General features: G+C 39.4%; 19 protein-coding genes, 1 pseudogene and 1 riboswitch. Of the genes and pseudogenes, 3 read left to right on the forward strand and 17 right to left on the reverse strand.

Features of this window, described 5'->3' with window-relative positions; all coding sequences use genetic code 11:
* Positions 1-60: 60 nt before the first annotated feature.
* The 5 genes from QUF78_RS25460 to QUF78_RS25480 form a co-directional block, all read right to left on the reverse strand.
* A complete protein-coding gene (locus QUF78_RS25460) occupies positions 61-942 on the reverse strand; it encodes a metal ABC transporter permease (RefSeq protein WP_289326871.1) in 882 nt (293 codons plus the stop codon).
* The gene (locus tag QUF78_RS25465) at positions 939-1,862 is read right to left on the reverse strand and encodes a metal ABC transporter permease (RefSeq protein ID WP_289326872.1); all 924 of its coding nucleotides are present in this window, start codon (positions 1,860-1,862) and stop codon (positions 939-941) included. Before QUF78_RS25465 ends, QUF78_RS25460 begins: the two co-directional genes overlap by 4 nt.
* A 10-nt stretch (positions 1,863-1,872) precedes the next feature.
* A complete protein-coding gene (locus QUF78_RS25470) occupies positions 1,873-2,628 on the reverse strand; it encodes a metal ABC transporter ATP-binding protein (RefSeq protein ID WP_289326873.1) in 756 nt (251 codons plus the stop codon).
* Between the two features lie 12 nt (positions 2,629-2,640).
* Positions 2,641-3,564 carry a metal ABC transporter solute-binding protein, Zn/Mn family gene (locus QUF78_RS25475; protein WP_289326874.1) on the reverse strand — a complete coding sequence of 308 codons (924 nt, stop codon included), beginning with the start codon at positions 3,562-3,564 and terminating at the stop codon, positions 2,641-2,643.
* Between the two features lie 451 nt (positions 3,565-4,015).
* On the reverse strand, positions 4,016-4,261 hold the full coding sequence (locus QUF78_RS25480; RefSeq protein WP_289326875.1) for a hypothetical protein: 246 nt from the start codon (positions 4,259-4,261) through the stop codon (positions 4,016-4,018).
* 194 nt (positions 4,262-4,455) lie between these two features.
* Between QUF78_RS25480 and QUF78_RS25485 the strand changes: the two genes are divergently transcribed.
* Positions 4,456-5,418 carry a LacI family DNA-binding transcriptional regulator gene (locus QUF78_RS25485; protein WP_289326876.1) on the forward strand — a complete coding sequence of 321 codons (963 nt, stop codon included), beginning with the start codon at positions 4,456-4,458 and terminating at the stop codon, positions 5,416-5,418.
* 245 nt (positions 5,419-5,663) lie between these two features.
* Positions 5,664-5,848, forward strand: a riboswitch (Lysine riboswitch).
* Between the two features lie 96 nt (positions 5,849-5,944).
* Positions 5,945-7,396 (forward strand): amino acid permease, encoded by a 1,452-nt coding sequence (locus QUF78_RS25490; protein WP_289326877.1) that lies wholly within the window; start codon positions 5,945-5,947, stop codon positions 7,394-7,396.
* Positions 7,397-7,446: 50 nt separating this feature from the next.
* Here the strand turns inward: QUF78_RS25490 and QUF78_RS25495 are convergent, their stop codons facing one another.
* The 12 genes and pseudogenes from QUF78_RS25495 to QUF78_RS25550 form a co-directional block, all read right to left on the reverse strand.
* The gene (locus QUF78_RS25495) at positions 7,447-9,126 is read right to left on the reverse strand and encodes a glycoside hydrolase family 13 protein (protein WP_289326878.1); all 1,680 of its coding nucleotides are present in this window, start codon (positions 9,124-9,126) and stop codon (positions 7,447-7,449) included.
* Positions 9,127-9,212: 86 nt separating this feature from the next.
* A complete protein-coding gene (locus QUF78_RS25500; protein ID WP_289326879.1) occupies positions 9,213-10,295 on the reverse strand; it encodes a Ger(x)C family spore germination protein in 1,083 nt (360 codons plus the stop codon).
* Positions 10,292-11,392 carry a GerAB/ArcD/ProY family transporter gene (locus QUF78_RS25505; protein WP_289326880.1) on the reverse strand — a complete coding sequence of 367 codons (1,101 nt, stop codon included), beginning with the start codon at positions 11,390-11,392 and terminating at the stop codon, positions 10,292-10,294. Before QUF78_RS25505 ends, QUF78_RS25500 begins: the two co-directional genes overlap by 4 nt.
* Positions 11,393-11,415: 23 nt before the next feature.
* A complete protein-coding gene (locus tag QUF78_RS25510; RefSeq protein ID WP_289326881.1) occupies positions 11,416-12,924 on the reverse strand; it encodes a spore germination protein in 1,509 nt (502 codons plus the stop codon).
* Between the two features lie 206 nt (positions 12,925-13,130).
* Positions 13,131-13,664: a YhcN/YlaJ family sporulation lipoprotein gene (locus QUF78_RS25515; RefSeq protein WP_289326882.1), complete on the reverse strand. Its 534-nt coding sequence runs from the start codon at positions 13,662-13,664 to the stop codon at positions 13,131-13,133.
* A 223-nt stretch (positions 13,665-13,887) separates the two neighbouring features.
* Positions 13,888-14,748, reverse strand: a pseudogene (gene fba / locus QUF78_RS25520) (class II fructose-1,6-bisphosphate aldolase).
* Between the two features lie 175 nt (positions 14,749-14,923).
* Positions 14,924-15,433, reverse strand: coding sequence for a type 1 glutamine amidotransferase domain-containing protein (locus QUF78_RS25525; protein ID WP_289326883.1), 510 nt, complete (start codon positions 15,431-15,433; stop codon positions 14,924-14,926).
* A 117-nt stretch (positions 15,434-15,550) separates the two neighbouring features.
* Positions 15,551-16,432 carry a 3-hydroxy-5-phosphonooxypentane-2,4-dione thiolase gene (gene lsrF, locus QUF78_RS25530; protein WP_289326884.1) on the reverse strand — a complete coding sequence of 294 codons (882 nt, stop codon included), beginning with the start codon at positions 16,430-16,432 and terminating at the stop codon, positions 15,551-15,553.
* A gap of 39 nt (positions 16,433-16,471) precedes the next feature.
* Positions 16,472-17,554: an autoinducer 2 ABC transporter substrate-binding protein LsrB gene (gene lsrB, locus QUF78_RS25535; RefSeq protein WP_289326885.1), complete on the reverse strand. Its 1,083-nt coding sequence runs from the start codon at positions 17,552-17,554 to the stop codon at positions 16,472-16,474.
* 13 nt (positions 17,555-17,567) lie between these two features.
* A complete protein-coding gene (locus QUF78_RS25540) occupies positions 17,568-18,551 on the reverse strand; it encodes an ABC transporter permease (protein ID WP_289326886.1) in 984 nt (327 codons plus the stop codon).
* Between the two features lie 7 nt (positions 18,552-18,558).
* Entirely contained in the window at positions 18,559-19,560 is a 1,002-nt protein-coding gene (locus tag QUF78_RS25545) for an ABC transporter permease (RefSeq protein ID WP_289326887.1), read from the reverse strand.
* Positions 19,553-21,055 carry a sugar ABC transporter ATP-binding protein gene (locus QUF78_RS25550; protein WP_289326888.1) on the reverse strand — a complete coding sequence of 501 codons (1,503 nt, stop codon included), beginning with the start codon at positions 21,053-21,055 and terminating at the stop codon, positions 19,553-19,555. The genes QUF78_RS25545 and QUF78_RS25550 overlap by 8 nt, the downstream gene beginning before the upstream one ends.
* Positions 21,056-21,421: 366 nt before the next feature.
* On the opposite strand from QUF78_RS25550, the gene QUF78_RS25555 reads away from it, so the two are divergent.
* Entirely contained in the window at positions 21,422-22,339 is a 918-nt protein-coding gene (locus QUF78_RS25555; protein WP_289326889.1) for a sugar-binding transcriptional regulator, read from the forward strand.
* The last annotated feature ends 42 nt before the right edge of the window (positions 22,340-22,381 follow it).

Below are 22,381 nucleotides of genomic sequence, written 5' to 3' on the forward strand. Positions count from 1 at the left end.
TAGAAGAATAGTTTACAGGCTTCACGGAGTTATTTCCATGAAGCCTGTAGGCAGGGGGAGTTATACATGTGATTCCTTTGATTTTCTCCGTTTCAGCAATCTGCTGACCAATCCATGGCTTGGGGAAAAGAGAAAGGCCAATCCGAATAATATGGCGGCCGATCCCACCATGCAACCGGATATCGAAGCATCCATAATGGTAGCTGAATAGTAACCGATGATGGAACTTAGCACCCCGACCCCGATACTGACCAATATCATACGGCTTAAACGGTCTGACAGCAGATAAGCCGTTGCCGCAGGTATGATGAGCATTCCAACTACTAAAATGGAACCTACACTATCAAAAGAAGCTACAGTTGTCAGTGAAATGAGGCTCATCAATAAGTAATGAAAGAACAGTACAGGAATTCCCATTGCAGCCGCAAGTGATGGATCAAAGGATACGAGTTTAAACTGTTTGAAGAAAAGGAAAATCAGGATGAGGTTCAGGATGAAGCAACCGCCGACGATCCAAACAGCTTTTGGTCCAGCCTCGATTCCCGCGATGGTCATCGTGTTCCAGGGGGTATAGGCTATTTCGCCATAAAGGACATGTTCCAGGTCAAAATCTATTTGTTGCGTATACAAGCTCACGAGTACGATCCCCATTGCAAAAAGGGAAGTGAATACAATCCCGATCGCTGCGTCAGATTGAACGCCCGACGATTGGAACAGCTGGATTAAGAATACTGTAAGTAAACCTAGAGCAGCTGCCCCGATCAGCATTGGAACCGAGTCACGAGTCCCGGTTATTAAAAATGCCAATACGATTCCCGGCAAAACGGAATGACTGATGGCATCCCCTATCAACGTCATTTTCCTGACTATCAAAAAGCATCCTAACACACTGCAAGAACTCGCCACCAATGCTCCGACTAAAATAATCCAAAAATCATTCATGATGAGTGGCTCCTTTTCCTTCTATCCTGTTCGAGAGAATATTTCTTTTTTGTCGATACCCTTCTCCATACAGATGAAAGCACTCCGCGTTTAGGTGCAAAAAGCATGGAAAAGAAAAACCATACCGTCGCGGATAAGACAATTAAAGGTCCTGTTGGCAAATCATTCACTGATGTACTGATCAACGTTCCAGACACACCGCTCAACATTCCGAATACACCGGACAGGATGACCATGATATGCAGCCGCTCCGTCCAATACCTCGCAGAAACGGCTGGCGTGATTAGTAAAGATGCCATCAATACGACGCCTACAGCTTGGATACCGATCACTACAGCTGCCACGATCAGCATCATGATGAAATAATCCAGAAAAACAACCGGCAATCCCATCCCCTTAGCAAACCCAGGGTCAAAGGATAGTAATTTGAATTCTTTAAAAAACACGGTACAAGTGAAAATGAGTATAAAGGAAACCGTCATCATCATATATACATCGGACATGACCATTGAAGCCGTCTGCCCGAATAAAAAGGTATCCAATCCACTCTGGTTTCCATACTCGCTCTGCTGAATCTGTGTAAGCATGACAATTCCGAAGCCAAAGAAGGAAGATAAGACGATTCCCAAGGCCGCATCCTGCTTGATCTTACTGTATCGCGTTAGCACACTGATCAAGAAAACAGCCACTAAGCCAGCCAGGGCAGCTCCTATAAGAAAATAGGAAGTGGATTTCACTCCAGTTAACATAAAGGCGACACAGATACCTGGTAACGCTGCATGTGCTAGTGTGTCGCCAAGCAAAGACTGCTTTCTGAGGTAGGCAAAACTGCCGATGACCCCACTGCTTAATCCTAGGAACATCGTGCCAAGCAAAATCCACCTTGTATTTGGATCAGTAATAACATCCAGTATATTCATCGTGTACACCTCATTTTAATAACAGGCCGGACTTTGTGTCTGATAGTATCGCTAAGCGGCCTCCATATGTTGCCTGCAAGTATTCGGGAATGAACACTTCTTCTGTCGGTCCTATTTTCATCACCTTTTTATTCAATAACATCGTCCAGTCGAAATATTCCTTCACGGTGGAAAGATCATGGTGCACAACCAGAACGGTTTTGCCTTTTTCCTTCAATTCCATCAGCAATTGTATGATTGCTTTCTCTGTTGCGGCATCCACCCCTACGAACGGTTCATCCATAAAATAAATATCCGCTTCCTGTGCCAATGCACGGGCCAGGAATATTCTTTGCTGCTGCCCGCCTGATAGCTGGCTGATTTGGCGGTTAGCGTATTCAGCCATCCCCACCTTATCAAGGCACTCCATCCCCTTCTGCTTTTCGGCCTTCCCTGGTCGCTTCAGCCATCCGAGATGACCATATCTGCCCATCATCACGACATCGAGTGCGTTGGTCGGAAAATCCCAATCCACTGACTCCCGCTGCGGTACATAGCCGATACTCTTCCTCATCGATTTATAAGTAGATCCCTTTATTGTGATTTCTCCCGAAATTTTTGGAATCAATTCGAGTATCCCCTTTATCAAGGTGGATTTCCCTGCTCCATTGGGGCCAATGATACCAATTAAATTCCCTTCAGGCACCTCAAATGAGACATCTTCAACAACCGGTTTCTTATGATAAGCAATCGTTAAATTCTCGACCTTCAAAGCTGATTGATACATTTTTTCTCCCCCTTATTTCAAAGCACGGACGATGGTGTCGGTATTATGACGGACCATTCCGATATACGTTCCTTCTTCCGTCCCTCTTTCACCCATTGCATCCGAGAATAATTCACCGCCAATTTCCACTTTGTGGCCCTGCTTCCCGGCACCTTGAATCACAGCCTCGATAGCCTTCCTTGGCACGCTAGACTCAATGAAAATCGCTTTTATTTTGTTCTCTACAAGATAATTCCGCATATCAGTCACATCTTTTGATCCATATTCCGATAATGTATTGATCCCTTGAAGCCCTCTTACGTCCAGACCATATGACTGGCCGAAGTATCCAAAAGCATCATGTGCTGTAACGAGCACCCGTTGATCTTCTGGTATTTCATTTATTTCTTCTTGAACATATTTATCAAGTTCCTCCAACTGCAGTACGTACTCTTCATAATTTTCACGATAACTTGATTCATGGTCCGGATCAGTAGCAATCAACTCTTTCTTAACTGCTTCCGCCGCTACTATCCAAAGCTTTACATCAAACCATACGTGGGGATCATGTTCCGTCGCACTAACTTTTCGAAGTTGGTCCTCCTTGAAATCCTCCGTTACGGCAATCGTCGGTTTATCCTTGCTCATCATTTCAAATATATCCGTCATTTTCCCCTCAAGATGCACACCGTTATAAAAAATCATATCAGCCGAATCCAGTGTCTTCACATCACCCTGTGTCGCTTTATATAGATGGGGGTCGACTCCCGGTCCCATTAAACTTGTGACCTCTACATGTTTACCGCCGATATTCTCAACCAAGTCCCCAATCATTCCCGTTGTTGCAACGACATTCAACTTGCTATTGCCTTTATCCCTTTCGGCCGCGTCATTGCCGCACCCCGTTAAAATCAGCAATGCAGCAAGCACGCCCCCAATAGATTTTAGAAAACCCATCCATATTCCCTCCCTTTTTCATCTTTCTAAAAATGTTTGCCATGCGCAAAATCAAGCGTAAATTTTTTTTACATTGTCGCAAACGCTAAAAAGTTTCCTCTACACAACTTATTTTATACTATACACAAGTATACGAAAAAAGTGCAACAATTTTTTCATAAAGCAGATTAATCATTTATTAAAAATCCCCAAAATAACTTCGGGATCTGAGTTCACCGAATGATTTTACAAACAGCAAAAAACTGTCCGGAAAATCACGTGGACCTTCCGGACAGTCAGTCATTTCTATGAAGAAGAGTTCTCCCTTCCATAACCATGAAACGTAAACGATGAAGTTATATTTATATTGTGGAGTTTTAATGGTGAAAATAAACTAGAGGGGTATTTCGATTGTTTATGGCGGGAAAACGTGAAATTCACGAGTAAATGCATGGGTTTCACGAGTAAAGTGTCAAAATTCACGAGTAAAAGCGCGGATTTCACGAGTAAAGTGCCAAAATTCACGAGTAAATGCGGAATTCACGAGTAATTCCTTATTATTCACTAGGAAAATGGCGAATTTCACGCCTAATGCCGTGGAATACAGAGTAAATCGCGTAATTCCCGACGGGCATCCCGTCATTCCATGTGCGCTGCCACTCATTTTTCCGACTTCAATGAAATTGCCAGGTACGCCAATCCCAATTCGATTCCGCAAAGTACAAACAGGGTAATTAAAGTTTGGACCATCATGATCTCCTCCTCCGCTAAGACTTAAACCAATCTTAAAGGATGAAACCCATACCAGAACAAGACCTTATTTGAAGAAATCTTCAGCAGCCCCACTGTGTTCTCTTGCTATGAAATGGGTTTCATACTGTACAATATAAAAAAAGAAAATACGGTGATCCCATGACAAATATTAAAGAAATTGCTCAAAGTGCTGGTGTATCTGTCTCAACAGTGTCCCGTGTATTGAATGACCATCCTTATGTAAGCCCTGAAAAAAGAGCGAGCGTTTTACAAGCCATTGACCGTTTGAATTATTCAAGAAACATCAACGCCATCCATCTTTCTAAAGGCAAAACAAATCTTATCGGCATCATCATCCCCTTCACCAATCACCCATATTACGGGGCAATCGTTAACGGAATTTCTAAACAGGCGAATGCAATCGGCTGTCATCTAGTCATCTTTCAGACCCATTACGAAAGAGAGAAAGAAATCCAGGCTTTGAATATGCTGCAAATGAAGCAACTCGATGGCATTATCGTTTGTTCAAGAATTTCGGAAATGAAAATCCTCTTGGAGTATCAAAAATATGGACCGATTATCTTATGTGAAGATACAGCCCAGGCTGAATTCTCATCCATCAGCGTTGATCATTATGCAGCTTTCTCCTGTGCCCTTGAATACGTGATTGCTAAAGGTTATCAGAAAATCGGATACAGTCTTGGCCGTAAAAAGAGCAGAAACAGTTCTCTCCGTACAAAGGCTTTTAACGATATCATGAGTAAACATCAACTTATAAACAATAAAGATTGGCTGTTTGAAGGCAGTTATCACATCAAAGACGGTGAACAATTGTTTCAGGATTGGAATTCGATGATGAATAAACCTGAGGCCATCATCATCACTAATGATGACACGGCGGCAGGCTTCATTCTAACAGCTAAGAAATCTGGCTTGAGGGTACCTGAAGATGTGGCCATTCTCGGCTTCAATAATGATAGCCTGAGTGAAATGCTCGAAATCACGACCATTTCCTTACCGCTGGAATGGATTGGGAAAATGGCAGTGGATCTATTCGAGAATCCCGAAGTGGTCAAACATGTAAAACTGGAATACGCCCTTATAAAAAGAAGGAGCGTTTAATAACGCTAAGAATAGCTTTACTTTTGTATCATCAAATCTTCCAGACTTTCTTGAACTAGGAAAAAATAACCACATAAAATAATCATTGCGATATCCATGAGATTATTTTATAATTTTGATATAGTAAAGTTTACTCAATTACTAGCAATCTATTAGCTATTGCATGAATTTCATGAGTATAATCGTCCGTCGTCAATTACAAGATGGCGCAACGATTTAAGAAAATTGAATACTTCCTCATTTACCGATGAGTTAGAGGCTGCAGCTTATAAAAGTAAAACGGACGAGATTCTGGAAAATTAAAGACTCCGTTTGAAAGGATAAGTTGCCGAAGTTTGGGTATATTCCATGTATACCTTGGCTGGCGGTGTTTCCGAACAGGAACATCACTGTCACGTTTTTTCTAAAAGCGTGGGGAGCTATCTTCGGAAGGATAAACGGGTTTATTATAAACAGCCGTCGATCTTTTTCGACTGCTGTTTTTTTATATTTCGTTCCCTTCCAATAAAAAGGAGTGTAACATCAATTGGCAAATTCACAACAAGCATCAAGCCCTACTGAATTGAAAAGGAGCCTGAAAGCGCGGCACTTGATGATGATTTCATTAGGTGGAACGATTGGAACAGGTTTATTTTTAGCAAGTGGCGGTGCCATTCATTCAGCCGGACCCGGCGGTGCCTTGGTGGCATACGCGATTATCGGCATCATGGTTTATTACTTAATGACAAGTCTTGCAGAAATGGCAGCGTTCATGCCAGTGGCCGGTTCGTTCCGTGTCTATGCATCCAAATTCGTCGATCCGTCTTTCGGTTTTGCAATTGGATGGAACTACTGGTATAACTGGGCAATCACCATTGCCGCTGAATTAGCAGCCGTTGTCTTAATTATGAAGTTCTGGTTCCCGGATAGTCCTTCCTTTATCTGGAGTGCCATTGCGTTAATCACAATGTTTCTTATCAATTACATGTCCGTTAAAGGTTTTGGGGAAACAGAATTCTGGTTTGCCATGATCAAAGTCGTGACGGTCGTCATATTCTTGATCACTGGTGTTTTGATCATCCTCGGAATCATGGGTGGGAAAGACCCAATTGGTTTTTCCAATTTCACAATGGGCGAAGGTCCCTTTAACGGGGGGTTCTTCACGATTCTAGGCGTATTCATGGCAGCTGGCTTTTCTTTCCAAGGAACGGAATTGCTTGGAGTGACGGCTGGTGAAAGTGAGGATCCGGAAAAAAATATCCCTAAAGCGATCAGATCCGTTTTCTGGCGCATCATCTTATTCTATATCCTTGCAATTTTTGTAATTGGAATGATCATACCGTTTACGGATTCACGTTTATTGAGTGAAGATGTTGCCGTAAGTCCATTCACGCTTGTATTTGAACGTGCGGGCCTTGCATTTGCTGCATCCATCATGAACGCGATCATTTTATCATCCGTACTCTCTGCCGGTAACTCTGGCATGTACGCTTCAACCCGTATGCTATGGGACTTGGCACGTGATGGGAAAGCACCGAAATTCCTTGGCAAGTTAGATAAAAGAGGAGTACCAGTGAATGCACTTATCGTGACTTCTTTAGTTGGCTGCGTTGCATTCTTAGCTTCATTTTTCGGAGATGGTGTTGTTTATATCTGGTTATTGAATGCTTCAGGCATGGCCGGATTCGTCACCTGGGTCGGGATTGCGATTGCCCATTATCGGTTCCGCAAAGCCTACGTGGCTCAAGGCCTTGATATGAATGCTTTACCATACCGGGCCAAAGGCTTCCCATTCGGACCTATATTCGCACTTGTCCTTTGTATCATCATTATCATTGGACAAGGCTATCAAGCCTTCAGCAGCAATGGGATCGATTGGAATTCAATGTTCGTTTCCTACATTGGCTTGATTCTATTTTTCGTCCTATGGTTCGGCTATAAAATTAAGCATAAAACGAAAATAATTCCCCTTGAGGAATGTGACCTTAAATCCAAATAATACGTAAAAGGACCTGCTCTTCTCTAAACGGGGAAGAACAGGTCCTTTTTTCATTTCAAATGATAAACACGACATTCATATGGACGCAGAGGTTTGGTGGAGATTCCTTCTTCTTCCTGATCATAATTACCGATCAGCCTTGTAGCAGAATATGCATGCAGCTCTTCAGGCAAAGAATAGGAGGCCGGCTCCTCTTTAAAGTTGCATAGCACTAACAGCTTTTCTTCTTCAAACGTTCTCGTATAGGCAAATATTCGTTCATCATCTGGACAGAGCAGTTCAAAACGGCCATAAACGACGATTTCATGATTCTTGCGTATTTGGATAAGCCTTTTATAAAAATGAAAAATGGAATTCGGATCATTGTAGGCTTTTTCCGCATTGATCTCGGGAAAATTGGGATTAACCTTAATCCATGGACTCCCATTTGTGAATCCTGCGTTCCGGGAGTCATTCCACTGAATCGGTGTCCTCGCATTATCCCTGCTGCGGCCGTGAATGGCTGACATCATCCGCTCTTTTGACCAGCCACGCGAATTGACGAGTTCGTCATATGAATTCAACGTTTCAATATCCCGGTATTCATCGATACTTTCAAATGCAACATTGGTCATGCCCAACTCTTCCCCTTGATATATATAAGGTGTCCCCTGAAGCATATGAAGACAAGCGGCAAGCATCTTTGCGCTTTCAACACGATACTTTCCATCATTTCCAAACCTTGAGACAACCCGGGGCTGATCATGATTGTTCCAGTATAAACTGTTCCAGCCATCCCCCTCCAAACCAGTCTGCCACTTGGAAAGAATTCGCTTTAAATCGCTTAGCTTCCACTTATCGTTACTCCATTTCCCTTCTGGTCCACACCCCAAATCCATATGTTCGAATTGAAAGACCATATGTAGCTCACCACGATCTTTACCTGTGAACAATTGTGCTTCCTCCGGTGTGACGCCTGGCATCTCCCCAACGGTAATCACGTCATATCGAGAAAGTGCCCGTTGATTGATTTCCTGTAAAAACTCATGTATGCGCGGTCCATTCAGGAAAAAGGGGCTTCCATCACCATACTGCTTCTCATGATGAACGGATCCATCTGAATAGCTCTGATCTTTTGAAAGGAAGTTGATGACATCCATCCGAAATCCATCGACACCCTTATCCAGCCACCAAGTCATCATGCTGTAGATTTCTTCACGGAGCTTAGGGTTCTCCCAGTTTAAATCAGGTTGTTTCTTGCTGAATAAATGTAAATAATATTCATCCGTTCCTTCATCATATTCCCATGCCGAACCTTTAAAAATGGACTCCCAATTATTTGGCTCTTCCCCATTCCTTCCAGGTTTCCAAATATAATAATCACGCTTTGGATTATCTTTTGAGGATCGGGATTCAATGAACCACGAATGTTCATCTGAAGAATGGTTGACCACCAGATCCATCATGATCTTCATCCCACGTTCATGCACCGCCTTCAGCAACCTATCAAAATCAGCCATTGTCCCGAATTCAGTCATGATTGATCGATAATCACTGATATCGTACCCATTGTCATCATTGGGAGATTGATAAATGGGGGATAGCCATATCACGTTCACACCCAGCTCTTGTAAATAATCGAGTTTCATCAAGATCCCGTTTAAATCCCCTATCCCATCTCCATCACTATCCATAAAACTCCTTGGATACACTTGATACACAACTGCCTCTTTCCACCATGCTTTGTCCATGCCTTTCCTCCCCTCTTTAAACGCATTGACATAATCATTACACCAATACCCTATTATAAAGGGAGAAACTTCAGAATATTCTTCTTTTATTCCGCAATTCCGGTTTGAATCATTTCAATGTCCAAATCCACCTCGATGGGAATATGGGGATATGCCTCCTCCCAATGTTTTTGGTCGAAATTTCTTGTTTTACTTTTAGCGTGATCACCGAGTGCAATCGGATCTATATTGTTTTCCTGAAACATGGTTACCATCTCATTTAATTTATTACCAATGACATGTTCAGCCCTGGCCTCTATTTTATTCAGGTCGACCCCTTTGCCCAAGTCATAACCTTGGACCTCTAGCAAACTTGCTTTTAGTTTCACTTCAATCCTGACTTTGGGGTCTTGATTTACATTCGAGAAATCATAATGGACACGTGACTCCACGTTATTGATATCTGTATAGTCATTTTCCTTCCATTTAATTTCATAATTCCCCAGCTTAAAGTTTTCACTAAGGACTTTGAATAAAAACCCATCCTCATAAGGGATATATTTACCAATATACCTATCACTTTTAAACAGGGCGATCCCTTTTACCTGTATTTGGTCTTCTTCAGTTTCCAATAAGGGCAGGACCGGATCGATCCCTTTACCATGAACTGCATATAAATACCTGTGCAAATCTACATCAGGCAAATTAGTTCGGATATTCTGTTCGATCAGTTCTTTTACTTGAACCCCTGGAGTTTTAATCAACTTCGGCTCCATTTTAACTACATCCTCAGCTTTACCATGAACGATCGCTAAATACAAATCCCGTCCCACCATCGGGTCACGCCGATATGTATCGACGTAATCATTCAACCCCTCACCCGCCAATTCTTCACCATAGAGAATGACTGTCAGCCTCCCGCCGACAATCGGGAATGGTGTCTTTGCATTTTCTTGCTGGCGGGCTGCCTTTATATCATGGGAAATCGATTCATATACTTCATTACCTAGATCCGCTTCCTCACCAGGCTGAGGAACGCTGACAACGACCGTACCTTTGATTTTATTGTCTCCGGCATCATCATAACCTACGACTTCAGCAATTAAAATATCTTCTAATATTTGCTTTTCCACACCGCACGCCGTCATCAAGAAACAAGCTAATGTAATCATGAGGAGTTTGATTTTCATGATTTATCCCCCCTAACTTTATAGACGATCGACTGCCATATGAATAAGAGAGGAAGATACAAATAAATGATATAAAAGCCTATTTGTGAACTGATCGTGTTAAACCTATCGATTTTATAGCGGTTATCCAAAAAAAGGCAGGAAGCTAAAATGATAAGCAGGATGAAAACCAACATCTTTTTCTGTCTGAATCCAAATGCTCTTTTCGCTGTTCTGCTTGCTGCCCAAACCCCTAAACAAACATTCGGCAGCACCATGAACAGCCAAACGGAAATCCCTATGTATTCGAACCTTTCAATGAATGGAAGGTCTACAATTTTCCATAACGTCAAAGTTGCCCATATTACATCTTTCAGCTGATCTTGATGATAGTAGGCTAATGAAACAATAATAAACATTAAATATATAGACATAGTAAACAACACCCCTAAGTGTGCCCACTTTTGAGAGTGTTCACGCTTTTTAATGAATGGGTAATAAATCAGGAGTAATTCAAAACCAAGGTAATTCAGGGTCATTTTCTTACAGGCCTTCATGATTTCCAAAAAGGAATGATCAAGAAAAGGACCCAAATTTTCAAAGTGGGCGTGCTTAAATGGAAAATAATTCAAAAGGAATAATGGTGATCCAATAATAAGCCCGATTATACAAAAACCAGTTATGACCCTGAACCCTCCTGTCACAAAACTATACAGGAGAATAAGAATGAAGGTTAATAGCATCAGGACATTAACACCAGGGAACATCCAAACCTGAATGACCTCTAAATAAGTCCTGATAAGTATGATGGAGATCATTATGAAGTAGAGGATGAATAAAATATTGAAAGCATTTCCTACCCATTTACCAAACAAATCTTTATGGATGGCAACCAAATCGAGTGTTTTGGGGCCCCTGCCTAAAAGCTTGAAACACATCCAAAGCAGAACATTTATGATTAACCCTGAAATTATGATTGATATCCATGCGTCTTGGCCAGCCTCTTTCGCTATGACCCGTTCAAACCCCAATACCCCTACGCCAATCTGCATGCCGGGCATAAGGAAAAAAACAAAGAATGGGGATATTTGTTTAGTTTCATTTGGTTTGACTTCCATACCTTCTCACCGCTTTCTACACCTTATTCATCAATATCACTTTGGGATTTTTGAGTTTCCGCCTTCTTCCTCATCCTTAGTGGGTTTTCCGTCCGCAGAAATTGCGGGCGTTTTTTCTGCTTTGAAAAAGGGAGGCGAATCAGACTATCTTTAAAGTCATGAATCCTTAACGGGTAAAGAGGATCTAAATATGGACTGCCAAGCGAAGTCAATTTCAATAAATGACTTAAAATGAATGCACTGCATAAAGCTATTCCAAACAGTCCGTATAACTGGGCTGCAATTAGAAAAGGAAAGCGGATAAGGCGAATCGTATTACTGATTTGGTAAATCGGCACCGTAAATGAAGCCAAGGCAGCCAAAGCGACAAGCATCAACAAGACATTACTGACAAATCCCGCTTCCACAGCAGCTGTACCGATGACTATTCCGCCAACAATACCGATGGTGGAGCCAACCTTAGCTGGCAGCCTGACCGCTGCTTCCCTGAGCAATTCGATCGTCCCTTCCAGCACGATCGCTTCCAAAATCGGCGGAAAAGGGATCACGCCCCTGGATGATATTAAGATGGGCAGCAAATCCGTTGGAATCACCTGATAATGATACGTTAAAACGGCAACATACAGAGGTGATGACAAAACGGAAAACAGCACTGCGAAAAGCCGAATCAAACGGAATGAAGTACCGAGATTCCAAATTTGAAAATAATCTTCAAATGACGAAAAGAACGAAATGATGGTATTGGGACCAACTAATACATGAGGAGATCCATCCAGCATGATCCCTATTTTCCCTTCCGATAATACACTGGCCAGATGATCGGGCCGCTCCGTATCAATCAGTTGCGGAAACATCGAATTCCGATTATCCGTGATCATCTGGCTTACAAACGAAATATCGACGATCGTATCATATTCTATATCTTCTATTCTCTGCATGACTGTATTAATGATCTGTTGATTTACTATCCCATCTATGTAGAGAACGGCTAACCTTGTTTGCGAGATGCTCCCGACCCGAAATTCCTTGGACTGCAATTCAGGAGTGGGCAAACGGTTACGAATCAGATTAAAATTCGAATCAATCGATTCAACAAAAGCCTCCTTGGACCCAACGACCGTATACTCCGACTCGGGTGTGGAAATTTGCCTTTTCACACTATGAACACATGGAACCAACAAACACATTTCATCATCTTTCTTGTATTGAATCATGACCGATCCGGCCAAAACCAACCTTTGAATGTCATTTATATCAGCCGTCAATTTCATATCTTCCATCGGAATTTCGCCTTTTAATTGCTTAAGATCCTTCTTAGGTTGATTCGAAATGGCAGTCAGTACATGTTCATGGAGCTGTTGTTCACTAACCAGTGAATTGAAATAGGAGATGGTAAAGTCGTCTTCATTCGGGTATTGGAAGGTAAGAAAATCATTAGATGCTTCAAACTTTTTAAGAAGTTCCTGAAAATCCTTGGAAGAAACCTGAAAGGTTGCTGCATCCTTATCCTTCCTGTCCTTAAAAAACCTCACTATTCCACCCCCCTATTACTTGTACTTAGTTTTTTTAGTGTAACCACCCTCTATAAAGTTAGTCATAATTCACCGATATCCTTAAAACACATTCAAAGGTGATTTTTTTCTTAAAACAGGAAAAGACCTATCCAAATTCCACGCCTTCAGAAAGCACGAAATCAACGGATAAGTCTTAGAGTTTTCATTCAATTAACTATTACCACTTACCTTTGGGTTGGAAAAATGCGTGTTACCATTTCACGGAACTCGTCAGCGAATCCCGCAACGGGTTTTCCATTCTCGACATCATTCGCATACTCTTCTATTCTTTGAACAAAGTCAGGGTTCGCCGACACATAAACTTGGTCCACCGACGGATCGGCTCCCCTTACTGCATCAGCAACCCTTTCTTTAAGGTCATTCGGGATATCCTTATCCCCGCCGTCTTTTAATACTGCCCCTACATATGCATTATTTTCAGTCACGATGACACTGGCGTTCTTCACTTCCTTCAAAGCTTCGACACGATTTGCGATATCTTCGGAAACCCTCATATCGTTTACACCATTATCATTTTCATTATTATTATTATTATTTGTATTTTGCCTTGTATCGCTTACATTCATCGGATTATCCAAATTATCCTGATTGGTACGATTCAGGCCAAGATTTTCACTGGCATCTTCTTTATCATTAGGTGAACAACCTGTAATCACTAAAGCCATCATCGCACTTGATACCATCGCTTTATAATTCATTTTCTTCACTCCTCTAAAATAATTTAATATTAATATTTGCGAGGAGACGATAAATTATTCAGAAGAAGTGACCTTCAAGCCGATAGTTCCAACCAAAATAAAACCGACGAATACCAAACGCATCGCTAGGCTAATGGCCAAGGCTGTTTCTTTTCCCTAAACAAAGCTCTATGAAACATTATTGTGAAACAAGATTATTCGGGTGGTGACAGTGGCACTCTCTTTAAAAAGCTTTACCTGAAGAACCAAATAAGCGTATTTTGCCAATAACAGTTTCTTTCACCGCTTCACGACCAAGACTTACATATTTGCTAGCATCGTATACTTCAGAATCTTGATTTAATATGTCTCTAACAGTTTTTGTAAACGCAAGATGATTATCTGCATTCACATTAATTTTTGCAGTTCCTAACGAAATTGATTTTTTTATTTGTTCAGTAGGAAGGCCTGAAGCACCGTGTAAAACTAAGGGTATACCAATTGTTTGACTAATCTCTTTCATTTCTTCAAAACCTAGTTTTGGTTCTCCTTTGTAAGGGCCATGAACAGATCCAAGTGCTGGAGCTTAAAGGTCAATACCAGTGAGTTTAACTAACATCTCACAATCCTTTGGATCTGCATAGATAGAACCTTCTGAGACTACATCATCTTCTTTCCCACCTATACTTCCTACCTCAGCTTCAACCGATACTCCACGTTCATGAGCGTATTCAACTACCTGCTCGGTTAACTTCACATTTTCTGCAAATGGTAAACGGGATGCGTCTATCATAACCGAAGTAAACCCAGCATCAATGGCAGCTTTACAATTTTCTACACTAGAACCGTGGTCCAAGTGGAGTGCTACTGGAACAGTTATATTCATTTCATTCATAAGTGCTTTTACCATTGCTACAGCTACGGAACAACCACCTAAATAACGAACTGCTCCTTCCGTTACCCCCAGAATGACGGGTGATTTTTCTTCTTCAGCACCTCCTAAAACAGCTTGCGCCCATTCAAGGTTATGTATGTCGAAATGTCCTACTGCATAACCTTCCTTTAAAGCCTTGATTAGCATTTCTTTCACTGTAACTAATTCCATTTTTTCACCTCAATTAAGTGAATGTTTGCTTTTAGAGGTTCATATGAATAAACTTCAGCATCAATGTATTTTTATTTGACATAACATACAGAACAACTAATAACCAGACTTAATATTAATTTAATAACTACCAAAAAAACCACATTCTACTACTATACCTTGTTTCTATTCATTCTTAATTCAGCTTAGCTAAAATTTCTCTAATAAAAGCTGGCTCATCATTCGGAGTCCTTGAAGTAATTATGTGTTGACTTACGACAACTTCTTCATCAAGGTATTTTGCTCCACTATTTATTACGTCATCACGAATACCTTTATAACAGGTAATTTCTTTACCGTTAAGGATATCCGCACTTATCATGACTTGTGGGCCGTGACAGATTCCAGCTATCACTTTCGATTTGTTATGCAGACCCTTAACGAAATCAACTGTATCCTGATTAACTCTTAATTCTTCTGGTGCACTGCCACCAGGTATTATAACAGCATCAAAGTCATTTGCGTCAGCTTCACCAGCTGCTAATTCAGTTTGATAAGAGACTGTATTTTTCTTCCCTTTGCATACAACACCTCTTGCATTACCGATAATTACAGTTTCATGACCCGCTTTCTTAATTTCTTCATAAGGGTTTTTCATTTCGGAATCCTCGAAATCTGATGCTAGTAGAAAAGCTACTTTTGCCATTTTCATAACCTCCAAGAGATAAAATTTTCAGAAAAGAAAGCCTCTACCCTATATATATAGTAGAAGCTTAATATGAACCTTTAGACTGAACTCTCTTTTTATAAATAAACTTCCGCGCTAAACATTCGTTAGATGTAGGAAAAATTCATAAGCCTCATTATCTGAGTATCCTTCATGCACGACTTTAGCAACAGCTTGAATCATTTCTTCTGGATACGCAGATTGGAAAATATTTCTTCCCATATCAACTCCTGCAGCGCCACCTTGAATGGAGTTATATGCTAAAGCTAGTGCATCTTTCTCATGAATTTTTTTACCACCAGCAACTACTAGTGGTACTGGACAAGCTGCGGCTACTTTTTCAAAATCATCACAATAATATGTTTTAACAATTTGAACTCCAAATTCAGCTAGCATTCTTGTAGCCAACAAGAAAAATTGAGGAGTCCGTTCCATTTCCTTTCCTACAGCTACAACACCCATTGTAGGAATAGAATATTTTGAACCTAGGTTAATCGCTTTATTTAATTCTTCAATTGTTTCTTTTTGTCCATCAGCACCAATAAAAGTTTGAATAGCTATTGCGCTTGCATTCATCTTAATTGCATCATCTATATCTACAACCATCGATTCGTGACTTAAATCATCTTGCAAAATGCTCGAACCTGATGATGCTCTTAATGCAATTGACTTATTAAATGTCGGTGGTACACTACTTCTAATTGCACCTCTAGTTCCCATCAGACAATCAGCATAATTGGCTAACTTAGGAATTAGAATATCTAATCTTTCTAGCCCAGATGCTGGTCCCATGAAGTAACCATGATCAAATGCCAGCATTACTGTTTTCCCAGTTACTGGGTTGAAAATTCTTGATAATCTATCCTTCATTCCCCAATCATAATTAGCAGCACCCTTTACATGAAAATTACCATTATTGGCAAATGCTATCTTCTCTGAAAAGTCTTTCGCCGCTTTGTTTCCTATATTATCCGCCATTCTGATCTTCCTTTCTTTACTATATTCTAATAATAATTATTAAAAATCGTAGTCGTTTGTATTTTCTTTTGTGAATACTATTCTTTCAGGCAATATGATGATACCAGAGTCTTCTGCTTCGTAATCATAGCCTTGAACTGTGTTAGGCTCTACTTTTACTTTTCCAAGCTCAGGGGCATCAATAGTACCTCCAACTTTTAATTCATTTCCTTGTGCTAAATGATACGCAATGTAAACGGCAAGTGCACCTTGATCTTTAACATCCCATAAACCATGATTTTCAATTGTTTCATTTTCAATATATTGTCTCATTGAATTAGGAGAAGCAAATCCAGTAATAACCACATCTTCCTTGTTTAAACCTTTATTTTGTGCTGCTTGCGCCATAGCAGGAAGAGCAGTTGAATCAGGACAGATGATTACATCAATATCAGGATAGGTATCTAAGATACTTTCTCCCTTTTGTAGAGATAACTGTTCGTTTCCTTCTCCGAATTGTTTTGTTACAATTTCCCAATTTGGATATTTTTCAGCAATATACTTTTCAGCATAATCAACCCATGAATTTTGGTCTGGAACAGTTGGACTTGAGTAGAACCAAGCAACTTGTTGTGGCTCATCAGGATTTTCAAGTTGTTCTGCAGCCATGTCAACAAGCATAGCACCCAAAATGTCAGGTGTTCCTTGATTTATATAGGCTGATCTATATTTTGGATCAACATCTGAATCCCACGTGACAACTTTAATTCCAGCATCTAATGCTTTTTGTAATGCTTGATTTAATCCATCTGAAGAAACAGACGAAATAGCTATTGCATCAGCACCACTATTAACAGCACTATTAATAATTTGCACTTGATTTGCAACTGTTCCTTCAGGGGCACCATCATACTTAACATTAAAACCAATTTTTTCAGCCATTTCCTGTGCACCGTCATTCCCAGATTCAAAGAAAGCATTCCCTGTCATTTTTGGGATAAAGACTACTTCAATATCACTCGCATCTTTTTCTCCCTTTTCTCCATCAGTACTGCTTCCAGCATCCTCGCTATTACAGGCTGCTAATAACATTGTTGAAATTGCCAGACCAGTGCATACTTTGAAAAATTTTGATTTACGCATTCAGATTACCTCTCTATCTTTCTAAATTTAGTAACCTTCTAACATTCAACTTAAATTTTTGACCTCCCATAAATGCTACTGAAATAATCAAGAGCATCCCTGTTGCTAGTCCTATATATTGTGTTTGGACCCCTCCCATTTGCAATCCTAGTTTTAAGAAACCAATAATTATACTTGCAAGAGCAGTCCCGACAACACCCCCTTTACCACCTGTTATTAATGTTCCTCCTAATACAACAGCAGTTAAGATTGGCATTAAATATTCAGCGCCAAAATCTGCTCTAGAACTACCCAAATATGAAGTTAAAATAATCCCTGCTATTCCTGCACTTAGCCCTGATAATACATATGTACTAGTAATTATTTTCCTCGTATTGATTCCAGAGTACTCTGCAGAATTTTGGTTAATTCCAGTTAAATAAATGTATCTTCCATATCGCGTCCAATGAAGTAGCACGTAAGCAATTAGCAGCATGACAACAAAAATGATAACTGAATGTGGGACGCCCCATAATTCCCCATTTGCTAGGTTGATAAACCCTTGTGAAAATCCGGAAATCCCTTCATAAGTACTTGCTCCAGACATTCCAACCAAAACTAAAGCAATACCGCTATATAAAAGCATCCCGCCAAGCGTTATGACCATCGCTTGAACCCTTGCATAAGCAATTAGAACGCCATTCAGTAAACCACATAATCCACCAGCTAATACTGCAAGAAGAGCTGCACCCCACATATTCATTCCGTAAACTTGAGACAGAAGACCCGTTACCACAGATGTTAATCCGATAATGGATCCACCAGATATATCGATACCTCCAGTAATGATGACAAAAGTAACGAAGAAGGCAATGATTGCGATCCCTACAAAATCGTTAAAGCTATATAATAGAATTTTTATATTCCAAAATCTCGGGTTAATCAGACCAAAGATCATGATTTCTGCAAGTAAAGTAGTTAATAAGACTAAGTTCCATTTGGGTATTTTTTTTAACATCCTAATCTCACACCTCCTCCTTGTAGTTTAGAATCCTTGCATTTAATCTAACCTTTCTTGTTCTATTGTTAGCTCGGCGTGCAATTAGGACATCAGCAACAACAATGATAATTAATAAAGAACCTGAAATAGCGGAATTCCAGAATGCAGGGACCTTCAAGAATACTAAAGCAGAGTTGATGGAACTCATGATAATCGCTCCAATTGATGCCCCTATAACGGACCCAATACCTCCGCTTAAGGATACTCCCCCAAGAACTGCTGCAGCGATTACAATCATTTCGATCCCCAATCCAGCAGTCGTTGAAATAAAGCCAATTTGGCTGGCAAATATTAGCCCAGCAATGGAAGCTGAAACACCGGAAATGACAAAAGCAATAACTTTGTATCGGTTAACAGGTATTCCAATTAATACGGCACCATCCTCATTATCACCAATCGCAGCGAAGTACCTTCCTTTTTTACTATTAGATAAGTAAAAGTGAACGAGAATAACTGCTAAAATGATAATGATCGTTAATATATTTATTCCGAACACATTCATCTGTGATATGTGTTTGAAGCTGTCTGGAAGATTCTCAACCCACTTTCCATTTGTAAAAATCACTTGGGTTACCCTGACAATTTCAAGCATACCAAGGGTCATAATAAATGAAGAGATTTTTAATTTAGTCACTCCTAATCCATTGATTAATCCAATAACAGCACCTATTGTGATCGCTATTATTACAGCCAGGAAAATACTCCCGCCATCTCTAAGAATAACTCCACTAACTGAAGCACTTAGACCTAATACTGCACCGATAGAGATATCGATATCGCCAGTCAATAAAACAAATGTCATCCCTACTGCAAGCACGATATAAAGCAAACTATTCTTTGCCGCATTGTGTATGTTTCCTGAAGAAATAAAATCAGAGTTAACTAAACCTACAATCGCAAACAGCAAAACTAAGAATACTAGCTTTCTAAATTCTCGATGCTTTGTCATACTTTTGACTTTAGACATGTCTTTCACTTCCTTTATAAGTGCCAAAAGCCGCGCTCATCACATTAGTTGCATTTATCTCATCAAATCCTAAACAAACATTACAGGTTCCCCGATAAATGGCATATATTCGGTCACTAATTCTTTCAATTTCCTCCAAATCTGATGAAATGAGTAATATGGAGTATCCCTGTTCTTTTAATTGAGTAATGATGGAATAAATATCACTTCTGGCAGCTGCGTCAATTCCTCTTGTTGGTTCATCCATGATGATGATTTGTGGATTTGTTGATAAAATTCTTGCTATAACAACCTTTTGCTGATTTCCTCCAGATAAGGATTTAACCTCATCATCCTGGCTGCTGATTTTAATACTCAATTTGTTAACATACTCATCCGTGATATCTTTTTCAAATTTTTTATCAATGAAAAATCGGCGTTTTTTTATTACTTGTGCTGTAACATTACTACTTATAGAACTTATAGAAAAAATCCCGTTCAAAAATCTGTCTTCAGGTATATAAGCTAAACCGCTTTCAATTGTTTCACTAGCAGAGAAATCTGTGATATCTTTTCCATTCAAGTAGATTTTTCCGCTTTGGACTTTATTCATTCCATAAATGGCCTCTGCAATCTCTGTTCTTCCAGCTCCAACAAGACCAGCTAAACCAACTACTTCTCCCTTATATACATCAAAGCTAATATCTTTGAAGCCGTCTCCACCTAATTTTTGTACCTTAAGAACGGGTTCTTCTTTACGATCCAAAAATTCCTTTTTAAATGTTTCGTTTCCACTCCGTTCGCTATCCAAAGGTAATAATCCCTTGATTAACATTTCCTTTGTAAAATCATTTATCTTTCCTTTAAGAGTTACTTTTCCATCTCGCAATATAACAGCATGTGTTGAAATTTGAAAAACTTCATCTAATCTATGAGTTATATAAAATATTCCTATACCAGAGGATTTTAATTGTTCGATTAACTTAAACAAAGACTCCGTTTCAGCAAACGTTAATGAAGAAGTTGGTTCATCCAATATGAGAACCTTCGCATCTCTTAGGAGTCCCTTAATAATCTCCACTTGTTGCTGCTCTGCTATTGATAAGGAAATGGCAAATCTATTTAAATCTAGATTCCAACCTAATTGTTCAATTAACCTTCTTGCTCGCTCTCTTACTTCAACTTTATTCTTACTAAATCCAATCGTTAGATTTTGCTCGACAGTCATATTTGGAAATAGCAACGGTTCTTGTGGAACCAAATAAATTCCTTTACTATGGGCGATCGAAGGATTAAAATGAACGACCTTTTCCCCATTAATTTCTATACTTCCTTCATCCGCTTTATAAACTCCCGTAAGGATCTTCATCAATGTACTCTTTCCAGCTCCATTACCACCTATAATCGAAATCACTTCTGACTCGCTGATTTCTAGAGAAACACCCTTTAACACTTTATTTTGATTAAATGACTTCTGGATATTTTCAAATTTCACTAGCTGTCTTAATACTTCCATAAAAGACCCTCCATACTTTCTCAAAATATGTCTATGTATGTAGTTTAAACAACTCTGATTTGTAACCGTTTTCTTAAGGATACTTCAGTTATAATTCAATACATTTTATTAAGTAAGCATCACTTTATTCACATTTTAATTATTTTGATTATTCAAAAAATGCGATTAATTTATTTAGTGATAATAAATTTCAAAACTGAATATACATAAAAACGGCTTAAAATATACGTTTATTCTTATTCTCCCGCTATGACAAAATCGTTAACATTTTATATTTATCTTGTTATTATTTTTAATTTTTCAAAACAAATATTTATAGATGAATATTTTGTTTAAATCCAAATAATGATAAAAGAGTGATGAAAAATGACATATGAGAATGACTTAATCGTAAAAATTGCTTGGCAGTATTATATTGAAGGATTGACTCAAAATGAAATCTCTAAATCTCTAAACCTATCTAGAATGAGGGTGATTAAATACCTCGAAAAAGCCAAAACAAACAATGTTATACAATTCAAAATTAACTTAGAAAAATTGGATAATCTGACGATCCAAAATAAGATTAAAGAAAAATACAATTTGAAGGATATTTATATTGTCCCAACCACCCATGACAATACAGTTGACAGCCTTACAATCGCTGCTGCTCAATACATTGAAGATCGAATTACAAGCGACACAATGATAAGTATAGGTTACGGAGAAGCAGTATCGAAAACCCTGGGACACTTACAAATATCTACTAAATATAAAATTACTTTTGTATCTTTGTCTGGCGGCGTAAAGTTCTACATGCCCACAGCAATAGATACAAGATCCGATTACTATACGAATCCAAATTATAATCACTACATTGTTCCTACTCCCCTACTCGTATCTTCAAAAGATATTGCAGATCATTTGCTAGAGGAAAAACCGGTAAAAAAAATATTAGAAATGATTCCTTATTCTAATATTACTGTAATAGGAATTGGTGCTCTTAATGATCGTGCGACTTTAGTTAAAGAAGGATACCTAAATGCGAATGATTTTGAAATTTTAAAAACAAAGGGCGCTGTTGGCGATTTACTAAGCCAGTTTTACGACATAAATGGTCATGTTCTAGATTTAGATTTTCATAAAAAGCTGATTAGTACTGAAATTGATGTATTAAAATCACTTAATCATGTTGTAGCAGTTGCAGGAGGCCTTGATAAAAAGGATGCAATAATAGGTGCGCTTAAGGGGGGATACATAGATGTACTAATTACTGATGAATTGGTAGCTCAAAGTTTGGTTTAAGGAGAACTTAAATGATTCAGTAAATCATTGAAAGGAAGGTAA

Source organism: Peribacillus sp. ACCC06369 (genome assembly GCF_030348945.1).
Taxonomy (GTDB): domain Bacteria; phylum Bacillota; class Bacilli; order Bacillales; family DSM-1321; genus Peribacillus.

Bases quoted from the DNA above. Each gene is read 5' to 3' on its own strand.
- QUF78_RS25460 (WP_289326871.1), bottom strand. From the start codon at position 942: ATGAATGATTTTTGGATTATTTTAGTCGGAGCATTGGTGGCGAGTTCT.
- QUF78_RS25500 (WP_289326879.1), bottom strand. From the start codon at position 10,295: ATGAAAATCAAACTCCTCATGATTACATTAGCTTGTTTCTTGATGACG.
- QUF78_RS25475 (WP_289326874.1), bottom strand. From the start codon at position 3,564: ATGGGTTTTCTAAAATCTATTGGGGGCGTGCTTGCTGCATTGCTGATT.
- QUF78_RS25485 (WP_289326876.1), top strand. From the start codon at position 4,456: ATGACAAATATTAAAGAAATTGCTCAAAGTGCTGGTGTATCTGTCTCA.
- QUF78_RS25540 (WP_289326886.1), bottom strand. From the start codon at position 18,551: ATGTTAAAAAAAATACCCAAATGGAACTTAGTCTTATTAACTACTTTA.
- lsrB (WP_289326885.1), bottom strand. From the start codon at position 17,554: ATGCGTAAATCAAAATTTTTCAAAGTATGCACTGGTCTGGCAATTTCA.
- QUF78_RS25545 (WP_289326887.1), bottom strand. From the start codon at position 19,560: ATGTCTAAAGTCAAAAGTATGACAAAGCATCGAGAATTTAGAAAGCTA.
- QUF78_RS25550 (WP_289326888.1), bottom strand. From the start codon at position 21,055: ATGGAAGTATTAAGACAGCTAGTGAAATTTGAAAATATCCAGAAGTCA.
- lsrF (WP_289326884.1), bottom strand. From the start codon at position 16,432: ATGGCGGATAATATAGGAAACAAAGCGGCGAAAGACTTTTCAGAGAAG.
- QUF78_RS25495 (WP_289326878.1), bottom strand. From the start codon at position 9,126: ATGGACAAAGCATGGTGGAAAGAGGCAGTTGTGTATCAAGTGTATCCA.
- QUF78_RS25515 (WP_289326882.1), bottom strand. From the start codon at position 13,664: ATGAATTATAAAGCGATGGTATCAAGTGCGATGATGGCTTTAGTGATT.
- QUF78_RS25555 (WP_289326889.1), top strand. From the start codon at position 21,422: ATGACATATGAGAATGACTTAATCGTAAAAATTGCTTGGCAGTATTAT.
- QUF78_RS25470 (WP_289326873.1), bottom strand. From the start codon at position 2,628: ATGTATCAATCAGCTTTGAAGGTCGAGAATTTAACGATTGCTTATCAT.
- QUF78_RS25505 (WP_289326880.1), bottom strand. From the start codon at position 11,392: ATGGAAGTCAAACCAAATGAAACTAAACAAATATCCCCATTCTTTGTT.
- QUF78_RS25465 (WP_289326872.1), bottom strand. From the start codon at position 1,862: ATGAATATACTGGATGTTATTACTGATCCAAATACAAGGTGGATTTTG.
- QUF78_RS25525 (WP_289326883.1), bottom strand. From the start codon at position 15,433: ATGGCAAAAGTAGCTTTTCTACTAGCATCAGATTTCGAGGATTCCGAA.